This is a genomic window from Flavobacterium sp. Flavsp81, from assembly GCF_059491325.1.
On the sequence record NZ_CP168505.1, the window covers coordinates 3,302,378 to 3,321,122 of the forward strand.

The following is an 18,745-nucleotide window of genomic DNA, read 5'->3' on the forward strand; positions in this document are numbered from 1 at the left end:
TATTTTTGATATTTTGATTTAAGCTAATGATCGCAAAATCTATAACATTAGAAATTAAAACATTAGACTCAAAAGTGATATATTATAGACAAAAGTAACAGTTCTGCAAGTAGTTTTTATACAAATTCGATTAAATACATATTTATTCGATGTACTCCCTGTCTTTTACAATTTAAAATTTTTATGAAATTAAATTCTTATTTAAATATCAATTTTTTAGTAGTTGTGTAACCATTTTCCAGAACTACTTTTACCAGCAGAACCTGTTGTGCAAATGGCAGGTGCTGAACCGATAATTGAATATTGTCTACACTTTGTTTTTCATACAATTGTTTCCCGGAAACATCATAAATAAACACTTTGTCTAACTCTTCTGTAGATGAGCTTATCACAATAGCCTTATCCTGACTCACAACCGTGATTTCGTTTTCAGCTGTTTCAAAATCGCCAGTACCTAATATCTTATTGGTATATCGCAATACAAATCGATTATTAAATGTTCCGACTGTTGTGTTAAAAGTATAATTTTGTGCCGTTAATTCGTTGATCGTACCAGTTTGTTTGTCTTCCAGATAAATCTTTTGATTAGCCAATGCCCCATCTGCCTGATTTATTGCAATGGTAAAACTGCCCGCAACTGTTGAACGATAGCCCAATAGAACAACATCAGTATCAACAAATGGCAATGCACGTCCCTGAATGGTCAGGTTATCTGTACCATTAATACTATACAGGTCTAAATAACTGTTTCCGTCAAAAGTCAGTCCGTCAAAATTATCATCATAGGTATTTGTTGCACCTTCAACATAACCAATCAGGGTTTGTTTGAAGGCACCTGCTGCATTGGTCATATCAAGCCATAAACGATGCTTTTCTAATTTTGCTGTCTTCGATGTTTTGCCAGGTTTAAAAAACTGGGTATTGTTCCCTCCTAAACGCATCAAATTATTAAACGCTGCATTTCCATTGGCTTTTGCACTGGCAAAAAAAGATTGTCCGGCAGCAATGTAACCCAATGGCTTTGCTCCACCTGATGTTGCTACACCTCCCACGCCATTATAGGAAGCATAATCGTCCGAGGTATATTTTAAGCTGGCAATAGCTGTATTATGTGTCCATAAATAAATGGTTCCATTTAAAACAGTATTATTATCAGATAAAAAATCGTCTGCAGCAAGAGCAGAAGGATATGGATTTCCTATCAGATAGAATTTTCCATTTAACATTGATTGACTGCTTGTGATATTTCCATTATTCGGCACCCCCTTAAATTGAACAGGTTGAAAATATGGAAATGAAACTACTTCAGGATACGGGGCAGGCCAGGTCCCTCCTTTTGGGGTTCTGATAATATAACCAATTCCCGGCTGCATAACAGCTGTTCCTCCGTAACTTATCTGCCAGCCAGTCCCTGAATAAGACATGTATTTATCCCCTAATGTATTAGGCGACAGATTAAACAGGGTCTGTCCTGCTACAGGGGATGACCAATACGTATAATCAAAATTTTTCATCGGAGCTGAAGTTCGCTTATAGATAATTTTTCCTAAGTTTGTTACATTATTTATTTGTACCAAACTTGCATTGTTCTCAAAAACCAAATTATAATCGGTAGCAACTGTTACTTCATTGATTATTGTCAAGGTTATTCCTGAAGGTACAGTAACCACACCACTGCTATTATTGATAGTCAAGGCACAAGCACTTAAATCTGCCGTGAAAGGAGAATTTGGAGTTACCGATGTGATTATGGCATTCTTCGTTGCATCAGGTGTGCCATTACTCCACGCGATTCCATTCCAGGTAGTACTGGAAGCGTCTGTAATAGGTATTATTGCTGTTGCTGAAGAATAACATCCGTTGGCATTCGTTACTGTAAATGTATAACTGCCCACAGCTAATCCGGTAACTGTATAACTGCTGGTATTGCTGCTATAACTTATTATTGCTGTTCCCGATTGATTAATGGTCCAGCTGCCGCTTGGTAAGCCGTTTAGAACTACACTCCCTCCCGCAGAACAACTAACATTTGTTATTGTACCTACTGTAGGAACCGAAGGGTTTTGGTTTACTGTTATGGCTACCGCATTACTATTTGTCGTACCACAACCGTTGGCAGCATAATACCTGATTCTTTTTCCATTATCGGCAAACGCAACTGTATAAGGAACAGTCAAATTTGCATATGAACCTCCTCCAACTGTCGTCTCCAATTGCCAGCCCGATGCCGTAACTGTAGAGCCGTTGGCGGTAATCGTTGGCGCGGAAGGATTCAATGAACCTCCTGAACACAATGCTGCAGGTGCTGAAATCGCAGCTATAGCAGGAACATCATTTATTGTTATTGCTGCTGCATTACTATTTGTCGTACCACAACCGTTGGCAGCATAATACCTGATTCTTTTTCCATTATCGGCAAAGGCAACCGTATAAGGAACAGTCAAATTTGCATATGAACCTCCTCCAACTGTGGTCTCCAACTGCCAGCCCGATGCCGTAACTGTAGAGCCGTTGGCGGTAACTGTTGGCGCGGAAGGATTCAACGAACCTCCTGAACACAATGCCGCAGGTGATGAAATCGCAGCTATAGCAGGAACATCATTTATTGTTATTGCTGCTGCATTACTATTTGTCGTACCACAACCGTTGGCAGCATAATACCTGATTCTTTTTCCATTATCGGCAAAGGCAACTGTATAAGGAACAGTCAAATTTGCATATGCACCTCCTCCAACTGTGGTCTCCAACTGCCAGCCCGATGCCGTAACTGTAGAGCCGTTGGCGGTAACCGTTGGCGCGGAAGGATTCAATGAACCTCCTGAGCACAATGCCGCAGGTGACAAAATCGCAGCTATAGCAGGAACATCATTTATTGTTATTGCTGCTGCATTACTATTTGTCGTACCACAACCGTTGGCAGCATAATACCTGATTCTTTTTCCATTATCGGCAAAGGCAACCGTATAAGGAACAGTCAAATTTGCATATGCACCTCCTCCAACTGTCGTCTCCAATTGCCAGCCCGATGCCGTAACTGTAGAGCCGTTGGCGGTAACCGTTGGCGCGGAAGGATTCAACGAACCTCCTGAGCACAATGCCGCAGGTGATGAAATCGCAGCTATGGCAGGAACATCATTTATTGTTATTGCTGCTGCATTACTATTTGTCGTACCACAACCGTTGGCAGCATAATACCTGATTCTTTTTCCATTATCGGCAAAGGCAACCGTATAAGGAACAGTCAAATTTGCATATGAACCTCCTCCAACTGTGGTCTCCAATTGCCAGCCCGATGCCGTAACTGTAGAGCCGTTGGCGGTAACCGTTGGTGCGGAAGGATTCAATGAACCTCCTGAGCACAATGCCGCAGGTGATGAAATCGCAGCTATAGTGGGACTTGCATTAATAACAAATGTTGCGGGAGTACGACATCCCGGATTTGAAGAGCATTCTGCATAATAAGTAGTTGTACCGGCTGTATTCGTATTTGCTAATCCAGAATTTGCCACTCCAACCGGATTGAAAGAAGAACCCGAACCTATTGATGTTCCTCCCGAAGAAACTGTATACCAATCTATAGAACCTGGAACTGTATAGGTAATAGTAATTTGCATATAATCCACACTAAGCACTCTGTCTGTATTAGTGGCCGTTTTTGCTGAAAGAGCAACTCCAAAAGTATTACTATTTATATCCGCTGCAGTCCATGTAGTTCCCCATAAATTACCCGAACCTCCAAAAGTAGCAGTTGCAAATGTACTACCATTCCAAGTAGAACCACTTGATTGATCAGTACCACTAATAGTACCGCCTTTCACGATTCTTACAGAATTATCTGTTATATTAGCACCATCTGTTTTACGATTAATTACCGCAGTAATTCCTACAATAGTTGCATTACTCGGAATTGAAAAGAGATAATTCGTTCCTTTAAGATATCTGGTAACATCTCCTGTACTTAGAGTAGTAGCAGTTGCATATGGGGTTCCAGTTGCAGTAATATTTCCAGGATTACTCCATACAATTACACCTGGAACTGGAGTTGCTGTATCTGAAATAACTGTTCCAGGATTATTAGGTCCTGAGGTTTGATTACCTCCATTAGCACAAATATATGAAGAAGTCAAAGATCCTGAACCTCCTGCACAGATGGTTACTCCAGTGACTGTTGGACCACCTGATATCATCGTAATTGAATTTGATGTAGCAGGGCTTCCTGTTAAACAGGGAGTAGCATTTGAAGTCATTTCACAAGATACAACATCACTGTTTAGTAAAGTAGTATTAGTATAAGTCGCCGAATTTGCTCCAACATTTGCTCCGTTTAATTTCCATTGATAAACCGGTGTTGTTCCGCCATTGGTTGGGGTTGCAGTAAATGTTACTGAAGTTCCATAGCAAATAGCTCCGGATGGAGAAGCAGCAATACTTACTGAAGCCGGTAAAAAAGGGCTAATGGATACACTTCCTGCCATTGTTGTTGTACACGTGGTAGATCCGGCTGTAGCCACTACAGTATAAACACCTGTTGCTGTTTGATTTCCAAAACTAATTGCTGAACCAGTTCCAGGTACGACAGCTCCAGTATTTGAACCTCCTATTTGCAATTGATAATTTACCCCAAGTTGCGAACCATTAAGCCCAATCGTAGCAGTACTGCCTGCACAAACACTTGTTCCGGTCATATTGAAACTAGTTGGATTAGCAGCAATAACCGAAATATCATCAAGAAACCAGTCATCACCTCCCCATGCAGTACAAGATCCGGAAAGTGTATTTGAAGTTGTAGCTACAAACTCAATATCTCCTGTTGTTGCAATCGCTGGCACCCAAGGAATTGTAAGTGTTATTGTTCCCTGAGTTATATCACTTGAACTTGCACCCGCTACAGTTATAGGAAAGCCTGTCGTTGTATATGTAGCACCTCCAGACGTAGTAATATAAGTGGCATTAGCAACGATTTGAGAATTATTTATCGGATTTGTAATCGTCATATAAGTAGTACCGCCTACTTTTATTATAAGCGTCGCTGTTGTAGGACAAACTGCTGAACGATTTGCATTTTGTCCTTTAATTTTAAAGGAAAGAGTTAAAGAGCTACCAATCAGGCCTGTTAAACTTTGTTTAAGAGACACATTAGTTACACCATCTGCCTCTATATAAGCTTCATTAGGAGCCCAGGCAGCAGAATAGTGCCAACCTGTTAAATCAGTTTGGGCAGACCAGTTTGTTGCATTAATACTTCCCGTAAAATCGCCGGTTTTAACAACATTACACGACTGACCAAAGCTCATTTGAAATGTCAATAAAAAAAAGCACATCCATTTCAGAGAAGGAAAAAATGGTTTATTACCGGAAAAAAAATAAAAAAATACGGAAAGAAAGAACAAAAGTAGTTTTTGTATCATGGTAGGTTGTGGTATTATATTAAACTTGATTTGGGGTGTTTTTTGGCATTTTCCTTTGAACTAATAATCTCTAATAGCTATAACACTAGAATCCAAAACATTAACTTAAAAATGACATATTATATAACAAAAGTAATCGTTCTGCAACTTGTTTTTATTCAAATTCGATTAAATGCATATTTATTCGATATGCTTCCTATGTTTTACAATTTAAATTTTTTATGAAATTAAATTCTTACTTAAATGTTATTTTTTTAGCAATATTGTAGCTGTTTTCCGGAATTATTTTTTATCAATAGATCTGTTATGCAAATTGTTTAACAGCATAAATAAAGATTTTGAACTATTTCTCTGCTGAGTTTATTTAATATTCTCATCCAAACGGGTGATTTAAATCACTCCATTGCAAAACCATTTTACATAATGCATTACCCGTCAAAATTTTACAAAACTAAACTAATGCTTTTCTTATTATTAAGACTATTAAATTTCGGGGCAAAAATATCACAAATTAGGTGTAAAAACAACACTTCTGTCATCAATTTTAGAGATAGCTATCCTACTATAATATTTTTATCACAAGTTTATGATAAAAATATATGATTTTTCTTGTATTATGAATTAGTGTAAAGTAAGCTGAATTTTTCCTCAAAATGAATTGATTTCAATTGGCAATGAGAATTCAAGAACAGTAATAAAAAGATTATTAGCCAGACAGAAAACAATTCTGCAAAAAAAAAAAATTAAATCTGCAAAAGAATGAGCGAAGAAAAATTTACATACAGCTGTTTGCCTTTCGGGATGGGAAAAAGCGTTTAATTCAGATAGTATTTTATGAAGTGAAATTAAATACTCATTAAAATTGAGTATAACAGAAATGTAGCCATTAATACATTATAAGTTGAGATAGCCAGAATACTGGATCTAATCTGAAACTTTTTTAAGATGAAATTCTCAAATCACCTTAATATAATTTTTTGTGTTTCATCGTAACCATTTTCCAAAGAAACTCTTACTAATAAAATTTGTTCAGACGAACCCAATTCTTCTGTTGAAAACTGATTATTATTTATTTTTTCTTTGCGATACAACAATTTACCCGATGCATCAAAAACCAGAACATTATTAATCATTTTGACAGCATCTATATTAATAATTTTATTTTTATTAGAAATGAAGATGTTATCTTTAGTGGTTTCTATTTCTCCTACACCTAATGATTCATTTTTGTATCTCAAAACAAATCTATTATTAAAAACACCAATTTCGGTGGTATAAGTATAACCTCCTTTTCTTAAATCATTAAGAGTATTAGTAAGTTTATCTTCCAAAAAAATTGCCTGACTAGCAAGTTGTCCATCTGCTTTATCTATCGAAATAGTAAACTCTCCCGCAATAACTGAACGATATCCTAATGGCACAACATCAGTTGAAGTAAAGGGCAGTGCACGTCCCTGAATAACCAGGTTACTGCCTAAGTTAACACTATAAAAATCAATAAATGCATTCGCATTCATGCTTATTCCATCAAAATCACTGTCATATCCATTGGTAGCGCCCTGAATATAACCAACTAACAACTGTTTGAAAGCTCCTTCTGTATTTGTCATATTAAGCCATAAACGATGTCTTTCTACAGCTGTTGTTTTTGAACTAGCATTGGGTTTAAAGGACTGATTCTGATTGCCGGATATTTCAGTTCTATTTAGCATGACAGTTCCGTTTGTATTTGTCATAGCAACATCGTTCTCCGACTTCGTAAAAATATCAGAACTTGGTATTGAAGAAAAATTCTTGGACTGAGTCCACATATTACAAAAAACAAATAGCACGAATAAGGAAGATTTCAGTCTCATAACAGCAGGTTTAAAAGATTAAAAAAGCAATTAATTTTTGGTAATATTCACTAATAGAGGCTTTTAAAAATTTACTGGCAGAGAGAAAGATTAATCAGGAACTATTTTTCTCAAGAATTGAGCAAAATAATACAAATAGTTACAGATCTTATATTTCAAATATAATAAAAAAAATTGGCTATTAGTGTTAATTTTATAAAATATTACTCTATTTAATGTATATTTCATAAAATTTTAATTAAAATTGTTTTTAAAAAAAATTCTTACTTATTAGCTTAATTATTTCGTACATGTAAATAAAATTTCTATTTATGACTATGAAGCAGGATTAAAAAAATTAGAACATTTGCACACTCTTAGGAACATTGTCAACTTATTTGAAATATCAATTTTTAGTGGTTGCATTAAGTCCATTGCTTCATTAGCTGCAACACCTGCTCCTGCATTATAACTTAATATTGTTTCTTGAGGTTGACACAGTGTAATTCTATCATATACACCGCCGCTTTCACCACCGCCGCCAAACTAAATAATTTCATTTAAAAGAATTATTTCATGTTTTACAAAAATTAGCAGCAATCCTTTTTTAAATTTACATTTGCTCTGATATAGAATAGTTCATATTTTAAACAGATTTTAATTATGACCATTAAAGAAGCAGTACAAAAATTAGAACATTTCTGTGCCTATCAAGAGCGCTGCCATGATGAGGTTGTAAATAAATTATACAGCCTGAAAATGACCCACGACGAAATAGATAATATCGTTGTACAACTCATTAACACCAATTTTTTGAATGAAACGCGATTTGCCTGCAGCTTCGCCCGAGGGAAACATCGTATTAAACAATGGGGAAAAATTAGAATTATAAACGAACTCAAAGCCAGACACATTTCCACAACCAACATTAATTTGGCTCTAAAAGAAATTTCTCCTGAAGAATACGAAACTACTTTTGAACAGCTTTCTCAAAGATGTTGGGATAATTTAACGGAAAGAAATCCACTTAAAAAAAGAAAGAAATTTTGCGATTATATGATGAGAAGAGGTTACGAAAGTAATTTTGTTTATGACAAAGTAAAAGGTTTTGAAAAATGAATTAAAACTTGTCTACTGTTTAAATTAAAGTTTATATAAGTTATTATGTCAAAACACCTTTAAAACAAAAATCCGATAACTTTCATTATCGGATTTTCTAAAATTATAAAGATTATGCTATTTGAAGATCAATTTTTTCGTAGTTGTGTAACCATTTTCCAGAACTACTTTTACCAGCAGAACCTGTTCTGCAAATGCTAAGTTTTCAATCGATAATTCTACATTGCTTACATTTTGTTTCTTATACAATTGTTTGCCCGAAACATCATAAATAAAGATTTGGGATAGGTTTTCTGTTGGTGAACTTATCACAATTACTTTATCCTGGCTCACAACCGTAATCTGGTTTTCAACGGTTTCGAAATCGCCTGTGCCTAATGTTTTGTTGGTATATCGCAATACAAATCGATTATTGAATGTTCCCACTGTTGAGCTGAAGGTATAATTTTGTGCCGTTAAATCATTGATCGTACCGGTTTGTTTGTCTTCCAGATAAATCCTTTGATTGGCCAATGCGCCATCTGTCTTATTTATTGCAATGGTAAAACTGCCCGCAACTGTTGAGCGATATCCCAAAGGAACAATATCTGTATCGGTAAATGGCAAGGCACGTCCCTGGATGGTCAGGTTGTCTGTACCATTGATACTATACAAGTCCAAATAACTGTTTCCGTCAAAAGTCAGTCCGTCAAAATTATCATCATAGGTATTTGTTGCACCTTCTGCATAACCAATCAGGGTTTGCTTAAATGCACCTCCAGTATTGGTCATGTTCAGCCATAAACGATGTCTTTCTAATTTTGCAGTTTTAGCAGTTTTTCCGGGTTTAAAAAACTGGGCATTATTCCCATTATCCCCAGCTGCACGCATCGAATTATCAAACTCTACTGTTCCATTAGCCTTTGCACTTGCAAAAAAGGATTGTCCGGCAGCTATATAACCTAATGGTTCTGATCCTCCAGATGTTGCTGTTACACCTCCCAGTGCGTTATAAGATGCATAATCGTCCGAGGTATATTTTAAACTGGTAACTGCAGTATTATGTGTCCAGAAATAAATGGTTCCGTTTAAAACAGTATGGTTATTAGTATTAGTAAACAGAAAATCATATGCATCAAGTGCCGAGGGATATGGGTTTCCTATCAGGTAGAATTTTCCGGTTGCCATCGATTGACTGCTTGTAATATTACCGTTATTCGGCACTCCTTTAAACTGAACAGGCTGGGAATAAGGAAATGCAACTACTTCGGGATAAGGGGCAGGCCAGGTTCCTCCTTTAGGGGTCCTGATAATATACCCGATTCCGGGCTGCATAACTGCTGTTCCTCCATAACTTATTTGCCAGCCAGTCCCTGAATAGGACATATATTTATCTGACAGCGTATTAGGCGACAGATTAAACAGGGTCTGTCCTGCTACGGGGGATGACCAATACGTATAATCGAAATTTTTCATCGGTGCAGAATTGCGCTTGTAGATGATACTTCCCGTATTTGTTACATTATTAGTTTGTAGTAAACTGGCATTATTGTCAAATGTTAAAGTACCACCATTAATATTTACTCCATTTGCAATCGTTAATGTATGACCCGATTGTATAGTAACAGCCCCTGAATTTACAATACAGCTGCATCCATTTAAATCTCCGGATGATGTATAATTACCTTCAAAAACAATTATATCATCTGATGTTGGCGGTGTAACATTTCCTGTTTTTGACCATTTTACACCATCCCAGGTATTAGTTGTTTGCGTAATATTTAAGGGTAAAGAAGGATCAGAAGTACAAGTTACGTTTGAAACCGTAAATGTATATGTTCCAGGAGCAAGTCCCGAAATTGTAGTAGTTGATCCTGTACCAGCTGTTATCGCTGTTGAAGTACCGGCTCTGTTTAAAGTCCAGCTGCCTGTTGGCAAACCTGTTAATACAACACTTCCTGTAAGTACCGAACAAGTTGGAGAAGTTATTGTACCCAGAGATGGAGCATTTAAAGTATCTACTATAATTGTTCCCGTTTTAGTAACTGTCCCGCAACCGCCTGTTAATGTAATAGTGTAACTAAAAGTTCCTGAAACTGTAGGAGTTCCGCTAATCGTTACCACATTACCTGACCAGGAACCGTTTACTCCTGTTGGCAAACCTGAAAAAGTTGCTCCTGTAGCTCCGGTAGTTGTGTACGTGATATTAGTTATTACTGTATTAATACATTTTGTTTGCGAATCTGTTCCTGCTGCAGAACTTAAAGTTATTGTATTAGCAGAAGTAATATTTATTGTCCAAACATTTGCTGAACTAGTGTATGTTGTATTACAGCTTCCATCCTTAGCCTGACGGCGATAATAAGTCGTTTGCGTTAATGTTTGTGTAGGTTTATAAGTTGCTGTATTATTGCTAACCGTAGTTACTCCTGTCGCAAAAGTATTATCTGTACTATATTGCCATTGATAAGTGATAGCAGTATCTCCTCCGCTTGCAGCTACAGTACTCCCTATAGTTGCAGTTGGAATTGTATTACTGCAAATTGTCTCTCCTGCAGCAGATATAGTTCCCGATGTAAATAAAGCCCTAACCGTAATTGTTCCGGTTGCATTAGCTGTACCCGATCCACAACTGCCTCCCGTTAATGGGATAGTATAATTAAAAGTTCCCGAAGCTGTCGGAGTTCCACTAATTGTTACAGTATTTGATGCAAAAGATGCAGTTACCCCGGCAGGTAAATTTGTTGGAGTTCCTATTCCTGTAAAACCACTCGTTGTATGAGTAATAGTGGTCATTGCTGTATTAACACAAGGCACAGGACTTGATGAAGCGGCCGAAATTGAATTATTAACCGTTATTAAAACAGGTGCAGAATATGATGTACACCAGGATCCGAATTGATTTTGCACAACAGCCCTAAAATAAGTATTAACATTTAAAACACCTATTTTAGCAATAGACAAAACATTAGTTGTTTCAGAAATATAAGATACATTAGTTGTAAACGCTGCATCGCTGGCACTTTGCCAATTCGTTATTGCTGTATTTATAGTTGTATATCCGCTTAATGTTAAATTACTTGTAGCAGACGTTCCTGCACAAATGGTTTGAGCAGGAGAAACTGTCCCTCCTAAAGGAGCTGTCGTTTGAAAAGTTACAGTATTAGAACTTGCAGTAGTTACATTACAACCGTTTGTTGCTCTTACTCTATAATACAATGTTCCCGCTGGTAAACTACCAGCATAATAACCAGATGGATAATATCCTATATATAAATTATTGTAATTTGTTACAAAGTTTGAAAAACCACTATCTGTAGCTATATCTAAATAATATGCCGTTGCATTAGGTATTGAATTCCAATTTAGTGTTGCACTGTTACAATCCGGGTTTGTCGCCGCTAAAACTGTTGGTGCTGTAGTTGGACTAGCTGTTGTGGCATAATTCATAGTTACAGAACTAGGACTGGTGCCACAATTACTATAGGCACGAACTCTGTAATAATAAGTTGTCCCGGGATTCAATCCTGTTAAGGTGTAATTCAAAACATTCCCAACATCTAAATTATTATATCCCGAAACAAATGTTGAAAAGCTACTGTTTGTCGATACATCCAGAAAATATTTTGCTGCATAACTGGTATATGCCCATTGAGCAGTAAATTGAGTACAACCAGGCGAATATGGTGCTGCTGTACCTGGTGCCGATGGCACAGGATCTATTGCAACATATAAATATTGAGCATTACTTGTCCCACATCCATTTGTTGCAGAAACAGAAATATTACCACTTTGTGATGAATTACCAGTAGTAACAGTCACACTTGTTGTCCCTTGACCTGCTGTTATTACCCATCCTGTTGGAACTATCCAGTTATAACTGTTCGTGTTAGCAACAGCCCCAATTGAATAAACCTGCGCTGTCAGAACCGGACACTGAGGTGCAGTTCCTGTTATTGTTCCTGGCGTAGCCGGAGCCTGAGTTGCTGTTGTTATTGTAGCTGATACTGAATTAGCAGTCGCACAAGTTCCACTTCGCACTACTGCTCTGTATGAAGTAGTCGCGCTTAAATTTGTAACCGTTAATGTTGTTGTTGTATTTGCGATTGTAGTGCCGGCAGTTGCAAAATTATTCAATGAAGACTCCCATTTTACAATAGTTCCTGTATGGCCTGACAATGTTAAAACCGTACTATTTGTTCCTGAACAAACTGTTGTGCTTCCTGCAACAGTTCCTCCAACAGATGCCGGAGTTATTGATAATACCCCTGGATTCCCGTTCTTTGTACAAGAAGAAGCAGTAATTTTAGCCCTGAACTGATAATTACTCATTCCAATGACAACATTAGTAATATTAAGGCTTGATGTGGTAACTGTAGAATAAGGGGAAATATTTGTTAAATCCACCCATCCATTACCATCATTTTTATTAATCTGCCACTGGTATGCAGGTGATGAAGCTCCACTAGTGCTAACAGTAAAAACAGCATTTAAGCCCGAACAAGTAGAAACATTTGTAATATCGTTGACTGTAAATGAACAATTTCCTCCATAAATAACTTCATTCATCAAAGCAACTAATACCGGATCTGTTGGTTTAGTACCTGCTGCTTTCTCGTCTGCAGATCCGGTAGACGTAACTACTGCATTCGGATCTACAGGATAAACCGTTCCACTGCCACTACCATCAATAACACCTGAAACATTACCTCCAACTATTATATTACCATTATTTTGCAAAATTGTACTGGTGGTACTCAGATTACCTGCAATTACAACAATACTTTTCCAAAAATTAGCAGTCCCGAGATTTGTAAAATTACCATATACTTTAATTATTGCACTGTCACTATTGCCGGTACCTGCATTAAACTCTCCTCCACTACTAACATTAACATTCCCATATACAGTTAATATTTTATTATCATTTATTGTTAATACACCACCGGAAACACTGATACTTTTTGCAGACGCATCTGCTGTCACAATTACTGTACTTCCGGATGCAATTATTACATCATCTGTCGCTGTCGGAACAACACCACCAACCCAGGAGCTTGTTGCATTCCAGTTTCCACCGGTCCCTGTACTGGTAATCGTGGCGCCAAAAATGAAATTTTGGAACAGGCTCACAAATAAAATAAGTAGAATTTTCTTCATATAAAAAATTTTAAATTCTGTAAAAGATAATTTCTGGCTATTAATTTTTTTAACATCCTATAATTTTTTGATAGTAACAAAAAATCTAATTTTAAGATTTTCAATCAATCTGTCTACACAAAAAAATCAGGCAATAGATCTGTATTTTTTATTAATTATCCTTACGTAATAATGTGTAAAATTAATCCTGAAATAATACATATTTGCGAAATTTTTGAAGTTTTAGATGAACTGGAATTTTAGCCGATGAACTGCCTTTTTCCGAATAAAAAAACAGAAAAAACCCAGTAATATCCTACTCTGCCAAATGCCTGTAAGGCGTTCGTTTATAAGTAAATTAATACAAGTTGAAACAAGAAACGTCTGGGTAATTTTAGTTTTGAAAAACTTTTTTTTAATTAAAAGCAATTATAATTTGGAAGAAAAAGCTTTTGGGTTTTTTAACTTTTCATTTTTTTTCATTTAAAAAATACGGTCGTACCTTTGAGACATATTAACACTTGCATTCAAAAAAATGAAATACACAACTTTACCCAATACCAATATAGAAGTCAGTAAAATTTGCCTGGGCACCATGACCTTCGGTGAGCAAAACTCAGAAGCCGAAGGACACCAACAGATGGATTATGCGCTTGAAAAAGGGGTAAACTTTTTTGACACTGCCGAAATGTATTCTGTTCCTGCCCGAAAAGAAACTTACGGAAGTACAGAGAGAATAATTGGCACCTGGTTTAAAAAAACTGGGAATCGTGACAAAGTTGTTTTGGCTTCTAAAATTGCAGGACCAAATCCAAATTTTACCTATATGCGCGAAAAAGGCGATTTTTCACCTGCGAGTGTAAAATATGCTTTAGAAAACAGTTTAAAAAGGCTGCAGACAGACTATATTGATTTATATCAGCTACACTGGCCGGAACGAAAAACCAATTGTTTTGGGCAACGGGGATTTAAAGTTCAGGACGAAATGTGGGAAGATAATTTTAGGGAAGTATTAGAAACTTTTGACGGGCTTATTAAAGAAGGAAAAATAAAACACATCGGTGTTTCAAACGAAAATCCCTGGGGAATGATGCGTTTTCTTGAAGAAAGCAAGTATCAGAATCTCCCAAGAATCAAAACCATTCAAAATCCTTATTCATTATTAAACCGCCTTTTCGAAGTTGGTTCTGCAGAAGTATCAATGCATGAAAAAGTGGGTTTATTGGCGTATTCTCCTTTAGCATTTGGAGTCTTAACCGGTAAGTTCTTAACTGGTGAACCGCTTCCAAACGCGAGAATCAATCTTTTTCCACAATACAAGCGTTACAATAGTGACGAAAGCACACAAGCTACCCGTTTATATCAGGAAATTGCAAATAAACACGGTTTGACATTAACCGAATTGGCTTTGGGTTTTGTATTGCAGCAGCCATTTTTAACAAGTGCTATCATTGGCGCCACAACAATGGAACAATTAAAAGAAAACATTGCCACAATTGATATCGTACTTTCAAATGAAATCCTGGCAGAAATTGATGCAGTTCAAACTATTATTCCGGATCCGGCTCCATAATTTATAGTTTTAATGAAACAAAAAACCAGATAACTTTAGAATTATCTGGTTTTTTATTAGAAAGAGTTTATAAATTCAAAATCTGATCTTTAGGATATTTGACTCTGTAACTAATTCTGATTTTTCTGGTTTCATTTGGTTTCAATTGCAATTGCCAGGTTAAGATTCCTGTTTCGGCGTTTATTTTTGCATTGTCACTTTGTAATAATTCAACCTCAATTTCCTTATTTGTACTCAACGGATATTGATCTTTTAACAATAACTCCACAGCTTCTTTTTTGTTGTTTCTTATCGTAATATCATAAGTGAAGGTTTGCTCTTTTTTTGAAGATAAAAACTTAGTTCCGGACTTGTCAGCCACTTTTTCACGTTTTATGGATACCTTCTTGTCACGTCCCATACTTAAATTCAAAGTATCGCTGGTTTGGCTTGGTTCGATAAAAGTTTTCCCCACATACATACCTTCAAAAATAATATTCGCTTCACCTCTTAATAAATTATATTTACTGTAATCGGCAATTTCTGCAAGCAGGAAAGCTTCATTTTCTGCTTTTGGAACTGCATAATATTTATAAGATGCCGGCAATTTTATTTCTTTCAAAGACACACTATGTACTTTTCCGTTAGATAGAATATCATAAGGAATATCAATGTCAAAGGAAACATTTAGCTGGTTTTCTTCGACAGTAGTATAATCTGAAACTGAAGATTCTGCCAATACCGGTGCAGCCATTACTTCGTCCTCACTCTTTTTGTATTCCTTATCTGCCTCAAGTCCTGCAACCCTTCCCTGAAGTTGGTTCATTTTACTCTTTTGATTGTAGCCGTAATTTGCCTGAACAATATTGTTTCTTAAAAACCATGAACTTAGCATTGGTGCCTGATTATTTTGATTAGGAATGCCGCTTGACAAAGTCAATTTTACTTTTTTCCAGTCAATTCCTGTGTTTTGAACCACTTGAGCTTTATACATCATATTAATTGGTGACGTAACGCTTTCAGCTCGTAAATCATAAAAAGGTGTCCAGGTGGCATTATTGGTCAAATACGAAATGTCAAACGGAATTACCCCTGCAGTTTGGTTCATTACCTGCAAAATCAGTTTTCCTGATGACGTTTTTTCTTCTTTGTTCGCATTAACTTCCAGTTTGTTGTTAAGTTTTTGCAGTGTTTCATTCAGTTTTTGCTGCTTCTCCGAAAGATTGTTGATATTGTTAGCAATCTCAACTTGCTTATTTTTATAATAATCAACCATTTTCATTAATTCGGTTACATTCAAACCTGAATTTACGCCGGAAATCTGTTGGTTTTTATCTAAAAGCTCGATAGTTTTTGTTTCTGAATTTATGGTATTATTTACTTTCTGAATTTCTTTTTGAACCAAAACTATACTGTCTCTTACTATTTTTAGCGACGGCGATTTAGTGTCAGTTTCATATTCAGAAATATAATTATTGGTAAACTGAACAGAAAGAACCGTTACACCCGCCGGCGCACCAATTTGCACCGAACTTTCATTTAAATCCACAGCTACATTCTTAATGACAATTTCACTCGCACCGGCAGGCAGGGTCGCATTTGCAGTTTGGGATAATTCGGCGGCATTAAAATATACGGTCGCTGCTTTTACTTTGGCTGTTGTAAAAATTGGTTTTTGCGCAAAGGCAAAAGTGCCAATTAACAGTAAGAGCGCTATGGCTTGTTTCTTATTCATTAGTTTATTTTTAAGATGTTTTTTATTACAAAGATATAGATTACAAGTATCAAAAAATGAATTGATTTAATAGTACATGACAAGAATGATTTTCTTTTTAGAAGTATCAATTGTTTTTTCAATTACTCCAAAAAACTTTTCATTGACCATCGGGCATCCTAAACTGTTGCAAATTGGTTTTATTTGTTCCTCAAACGGAACGTCAGCATATTTGTGCAGCACTACATTTCTGTCGAAAGCATTGCTGTTGGTTTTGTCTAAACCGTATAACTTATAAGCTTTTCCAAATCTTCCTGAATAAGAACTTCCAATTGCATATTTTCCTAACGAACTGGAATTTGAGTTCATCACATTGCTGAATTGCAGTTTTCCCGGAATCTCTGTTTCTGAACCGGAACCATGACCCACCAAACCTTTATTAATCAATTTATTGCTTTTTAAGTCGTAAATAAAAAACCGGTTTTTACCTGATTCTATTCTCATGTCTAAAAAGAAGGCAACATCTGAATTGTATTTCGCAGATTTCCCCAAAAATCTCCTGATCTCAGTTATCTCACTTTTTAATTTCTCCTCATAGCAATAAACCGGTTTTGAATTTACAGCTGTTGAAGGTTTTTCTTTGTTGCGACAGGCAAGACTGACACAAAAAACGACGCTCAAAAGCAAGATGAAAATATTCTTTTTCATGTTTTACAGTTTGAATTTTTAGGATACCATTTATTTTTCAACCGTATAACCTTTCACTTTGGCAAAAGCAACAATCGAAGTATTTATTGCATTTCCTAAATCGTCCTGCGTTTTTGTTTTTTTAGATTCAGTATCAATATATTGCTGACGTTTTTTGGCCAGTTCGCTAATTTCTTTCTGAATTGTTTCTCTTTCTTTGGTTTTTTTGGCTACAATTACTTTCAATTCTTCAGTAGATTTATTCTGAAGCTCTTGTGGTAATTCTTCTTTTTTAAGTTTTGAAATGGCCCCTGCATCATCTTTTACTTTATCAACCAAATCCCAACTGTCATTTTTATAAACCGCTTTTGATTTACTTACTGCTCTCTCAGCATAATTTGCTGCAGAAACACCTTGCGCATTTTTATCCTGAACTTCCTGATTCATCTTTTTTGCATGTCCTTGTTTCCCATAGCTAATATAAGTTGTATTTATTTTCACATTACATTTTGTGATTTCATCATCATAAGGAGTAGCGATGTATCTTACGGATTCGTTTGAATCAATATTAAAATATTTCCCTTTTCCGTGATCAGCACCATCTTTCCATAAAATGTTTATGCCTTCCGTTTTATCTCCGCAAAAAATAGTATTTACGTAGATATCATTTTTCAATGCATTGCTAATGGCTTCTTTATAATTAATTCCGCCCTGGTTAAAATCTTCGTTTCCGGCAATGTAAATCAATTTCATATTGTTATTGTCTTTTGCCCATTTTAATTGTTTCGTTGCGTCCTGAATTACAGCACCGCAATATTCGTTACCACCATTGGTTTTTAGCGAAAATAATTTCTCCGAAATCAAATCCAGATCTGTAGAAAGTGGCGCAATTTGTCTGATGTAATTGGATTGTACTGATAATCCGTCATTTCCATATTCATACAAAGCAATTTCAATATCGGGAGTTTGTCCGGAATACTTTAAAGTTGTTAATGTATTTACAATATTCCAAAGCCGTGATTTTGCCTGATCGATTAACCCGTCCATACTGCTGGAAGTATCCAATAAAAGAGCCACCTGTATTTTGGTTTTTTCTGTTGTCAATGGTTTTTCGAATGCATTGCTCTTTTTTGAATTTGCATTCGAAGAATTACAGCTTACAAAAGAGATTGCAGTTGCTAAAAGTGCTGAGAAAAAAATATTTGATTTCATAATTTCCGGTTTTTAATTGTGATTACAGATCAAACTTAAAAACTAAAAATCCTCCTTTTTTGCAGAAATGGTGAAACCGGCTTTTGACTTGGTGTAACCG

Annotated in this window: 8 protein-coding genes; 2 read left to right on the forward strand and 6 right to left on the reverse strand. The window is 36.1% G+C overall.

Annotation, left to right across the window (positions count from 1 at the left end):
* Positions 1-197: 197 nt before the first annotated feature.
* A complete protein-coding gene (locus tag ACEN92_RS13815; RefSeq protein ID WP_495638938.1) occupies positions 198-5,294 on the reverse strand; it encodes a DUF8693 domain-containing protein in 5,097 nt (1,698 codons plus the stop codon).
* A 1,073-nt stretch (positions 5,295-6,367) separates the two neighbouring features.
* A complete protein-coding gene (locus tag ACEN92_RS13820; RefSeq protein ID WP_495638939.1) occupies positions 6,368-7,264 on the reverse strand; it encodes a DUF8693 domain-containing protein in 897 nt (298 codons plus the stop codon).
* A gap of 642 nt (positions 7,265-7,906) precedes the next feature.
* Here ACEN92_RS13820 and ACEN92_RS13825 point away from each other — a divergent pair.
* The gene (locus ACEN92_RS13825) at positions 7,907-8,362 is read left to right on the forward strand and encodes a regulatory protein RecX (protein WP_495638940.1); all 456 of its coding nucleotides are present in this window, start codon (positions 7,907-7,909) and stop codon (positions 8,360-8,362) included.
* A gap of 117 nt (positions 8,363-8,479) precedes the next feature.
* Here the strand turns inward: ACEN92_RS13825 and ACEN92_RS13830 are convergent, their stop codons facing one another.
* Positions 8,480-13,501, reverse strand: a complete 5,022-nt coding sequence (locus ACEN92_RS13830; protein ID WP_495638941.1) for a DUF8693 domain-containing protein — start codon at positions 13,499-13,501, stop codon at positions 8,480-8,482.
* Positions 13,502-14,015: 514 nt separating this feature from the next.
* Between ACEN92_RS13830 and ACEN92_RS13835 the strand changes: the two genes are divergently transcribed.
* Complete coding sequence (locus tag ACEN92_RS13835) at positions 14,016-15,053, forward strand: NADP(H)-dependent aldo-keto reductase (RefSeq protein ID WP_495638942.1); 1,038 nt, start codon at positions 14,016-14,018, stop codon at positions 15,051-15,053.
* A 67-nt stretch (positions 15,054-15,120) separates the two neighbouring features.
* Here ACEN92_RS13835 and ACEN92_RS13840 read toward each other — a convergent pair whose 3' ends face one another.
* The 3 genes from ACEN92_RS13840 to ACEN92_RS13850 all read right to left on the reverse strand — a co-directional run bounded on the left by ACEN92_RS13840 (position 15,121) and on the right by ACEN92_RS13850 (position 18,645).
* Positions 15,121-16,767: a DUF4139 domain-containing protein gene (locus ACEN92_RS13840; RefSeq protein WP_495638943.1), complete on the reverse strand. Its 1,647-nt coding sequence runs from the start codon at positions 16,765-16,767 to the stop codon at positions 15,121-15,123.
* A gap of 66 nt (positions 16,768-16,833) precedes the next feature.
* Complete coding sequence (locus ACEN92_RS13845; RefSeq protein ID WP_495638944.1) at positions 16,834-17,454, reverse strand: murein L,D-transpeptidase catalytic domain-containing protein; 621 nt, start codon at positions 17,452-17,454, stop codon at positions 16,834-16,836.
* Positions 17,455-17,484: 30 nt separating this feature from the next.
* Positions 17,485-18,645, reverse strand: coding sequence for a vWA domain-containing protein (locus ACEN92_RS13850; RefSeq protein WP_495638945.1), 1,161 nt, complete (start codon positions 18,643-18,645; stop codon positions 17,485-17,487).
* Between the last annotated feature and the right edge of the window lie 100 nt (positions 18,646-18,745).

Bases quoted from the DNA above. Each gene is read 5' to 3' on its own strand.
- ACEN92_RS13815 (WP_495638938.1), bottom strand. From the start codon at position 5,294: ATGAGCTTTGGTCAGTCGTGTAATGTTGTTAAAACCGGCGATTTTACG.
- ACEN92_RS13820 (WP_495638939.1), bottom strand. From the start codon at position 7,264: ATGAGACTGAAATCTTCCTTATTCGTGCTATTTGTTTTTTGTAATATG.
- ACEN92_RS13825 (WP_495638940.1), top strand. From the start codon at position 7,907: ATGACCATTAAAGAAGCAGTACAAAAATTAGAACATTTCTGTGCCTAT.
- ACEN92_RS13830 (WP_495638941.1), bottom strand. From the start codon at position 13,501: ATGAAGAAAATTCTACTTATTTTATTTGTGAGCCTGTTCCAAAATTTC.
- ACEN92_RS13835 (WP_495638942.1), top strand. From the start codon at position 14,016: ATGAAATACACAACTTTACCCAATACCAATATAGAAGTCAGTAAAATT.
- ACEN92_RS13840 (WP_495638943.1), bottom strand. From the start codon at position 16,767: ATGAATAAGAAACAAGCCATAGCGCTCTTACTGTTAATTGGCACTTTT.
- ACEN92_RS13845 (WP_495638944.1), bottom strand. From the start codon at position 17,454: ATGAAAAAGAATATTTTCATCTTGCTTTTGAGCGTCGTTTTTTGTGTC.
- ACEN92_RS13850 (WP_495638945.1), bottom strand. From the start codon at position 18,645: ATGAAATCAAATATTTTTTTCTCAGCACTTTTAGCAACTGCAATCTCT.